The sequence below is a fragment of the Candidatus Eisenbacteria bacterium genome, from assembly GCA_030017955.1.
Taxonomy (GTDB): Bacteria; Eisenbacteria; RBG-16-71-46; order JASEGR01; family JASEGR01; genus JASEGR01.
In genome coordinates, this window is sequence record JASEGR010000176.1 from 1 (window position 1) to 2,283 (window position 2,283).

At 55.8% G+C, this 2,283-nt stretch carries 2 protein-coding genes; both read right to left on the bottom strand.

The window, feature by feature from the left end; all coding sequences use genetic code 11:
* Positions 1-183: 183 nt before the first annotated feature.
* The gene (locus tag QME66_13415) at positions 184-972 is read right to left on the bottom strand and encodes a hypothetical protein (protein MDI6809945.1); all 789 of its coding nucleotides are present in this window, start codon (positions 970-972) and stop codon (positions 184-186) included.
* A gap of 1 nt (position 973) precedes the next feature.
* A partial coding sequence (locus QME66_13420; protein ID MDI6809946.1) for a hypothetical protein occupies positions 974-2,283 on the bottom strand: 1,310 nt, incomplete at its 5' end.

A 2,283-nucleotide genomic window follows, 5' to 3' on the forward strand; every position in this document is an offset into this window, starting at 1 on the left:
GATGCTGTTGACAACCTTCGCGCCGGGCGACGCGTCGCAGAAAATCCCGCCGCCGTCAATCGAGCCGGCCCCTGATCTGGGCCTTCTCCCGTCGCCCTTGCGTTCGCCGGTGGTCGGATCAACCCCGTCGGCAAGTTTGTGAACGATCACTATGGCTCGGTCAACGTCCATGAGTTCCGATAGTCACTGTTCGGGCACAACCGGCAAGTCCGCAAAAGTCTTCAACGCACCTTTGGCCCGGCCTCCTACTTCCGGCGATTCGGCGGCATCCTGAGATAGCGCGGTGAGAGTCGGCGTGATGTCCTGGATCTCCTTACGGAGTGTCTTCAATGCCTTCCGCGTCTCAGGATCGAGTCGGACTTCTCCCTTGCGAATAAGATCGTCAAGATTCCACCATTTCTGTTTATCGTTCCTGAGCGGCCGCACGTTCTTGTCCGAGAGTATAATGTCGCGGTGATTCTCGGCTATCGCCAACGAGAGTTCCCGGCAAGTCAAGGCTCTCAGTCGCACAGGCGCATTTTTGTCTGACAACACCGTGAAGAACTTTTGCTTGCACTGCTTCCGCTGATCAGTGGTCAACTGCCTCCAGTACCTTTGACGCAGAAGCCCCACCAATGATTCCCGGATAAGTTGTCCCTCCTTCTCGGACGCAATGCAGTCAAACAAAGAGTTCAAGGCGTCCTTGGCGAGGCCACCGTCCGCATCTACATAGAACAAAAGAGCAATACTTACCGGAATGGCACACCCTTCCCATGTTGCCTCTGGAACGCGAGCTTCGGCCTTCTTGCAACATTCGCGGGCTGCTTCGATCATTTGCGGACGCGTGAGCGTCTTGAGGTATGCTTCAAGTTGCGGATTCCCCTGGGGCGTATCGTGCTGCAAAAGTTCTTCGATTCTCGTCCATACGCTGGTCTCCCCATGGAGCAGAGACGGACCAAGGAGACAGCAGGCAAAAAGTATTCGTAATCTCATCTCAATTCCCTCCTGTGCTGCCTATCGGCTGGCAAAGGTTCTGTTCTTCCAACTGGGTGTCCGCTTCGACCGGAGCAACGTTTCCGCATTGAGTTGCTGGCATCAAGGTATCGGCCCAGCCAATAGCGTCGAAATCATTGTGTTCTTCGAGGTTGTCCGGTAGGCCGTTTGCTCCTGCGGACCATGTGCCCCAAGTGGGACTGTAACTCCAGTTGTCAGCCTGATCGTTTATCGGGTAGTGGACGGTGTGACCGTCAGGATCCCTTTCCATCCCCCACACTTCCACCCCATTGATCTCGTAGCAGACCTCGACCAACCCGTCACAGCGCAGACCAGCGACGGTATCGAGATGGCCATTCCATGTTTCAGGAAGGGCGGCATTCCACGGCGTGTAGTTGATAGGGGATCTGTCCACCAATGCGCGGGCGGCTTGGATTATCCGGAGACGGTGAACATACGTCATCGCTGGATTTCTGAAGCACCCATAGGCCGGAACTCCTGGTTGTTGAGTCATGGTGGTGAGATTTCGGGTGTCTGTTGGCCCACCCATTTCGATCAGGATGAAATTCACATCGTTGGTCAGGTCGGCTTTCGTGCAGGTCCCCGCATATCGCCACACCAACGCTGCATGTCCCCTGTCGTTCTGAATACCAATACCCCACCAATCAATCATGTTGTCGCGGTAAACGGCGTTGGCGAGATTGATCATGACGATGGTTGCCTTGTTGTCGTCCCTGCAGATTTCGGTCCCGCCAGTGTCTTTGTAACGCACGGTGAACGTAACCCCGCGCTCAGCCGTTCCGACATCCGTTCCCTCGATCCAGTAGCCGTCATTCATGAAGGTCTGGAAGTCGGTCTTCTCCGTCGAGTTGGCGAGATTCCAAGTCTTCTTGTTCGAGGTTAGCGTGACCTGTGTTCCCTTGGTGCTCTGCGTCCAGAGTTTTACTTTGCCCGCGTCTGCGCCGGACACCTCCAACTCAATGGTGCCGGTATCCAACAGAGGTTCGACGGTGGGTTTCAACTTGGCGAGATTGTCTTCGTTGGCAACCGAGTTCTCGGCCAAGTCCGGCACCGGCAACGCCGACCATGTGCCGTCGTTGTTCATCGTCCCGTCGGCGTCGTCATCGTCCCAGTTGACCAAGACGTAAGCCCCGGTCGAGACCTCGCTACCTTCGGGAACCTGTGCGCCCTGACTTCCGGCGGTCTGTCCATTGTCCAGATCGCTCCCGCCGTTCCAGATATCCATGTCGCACTTGGGGATGTAAATCTTGAATGTTCTTTTGCCGCTGTTGAAGCCGCTGTCTTCATGAT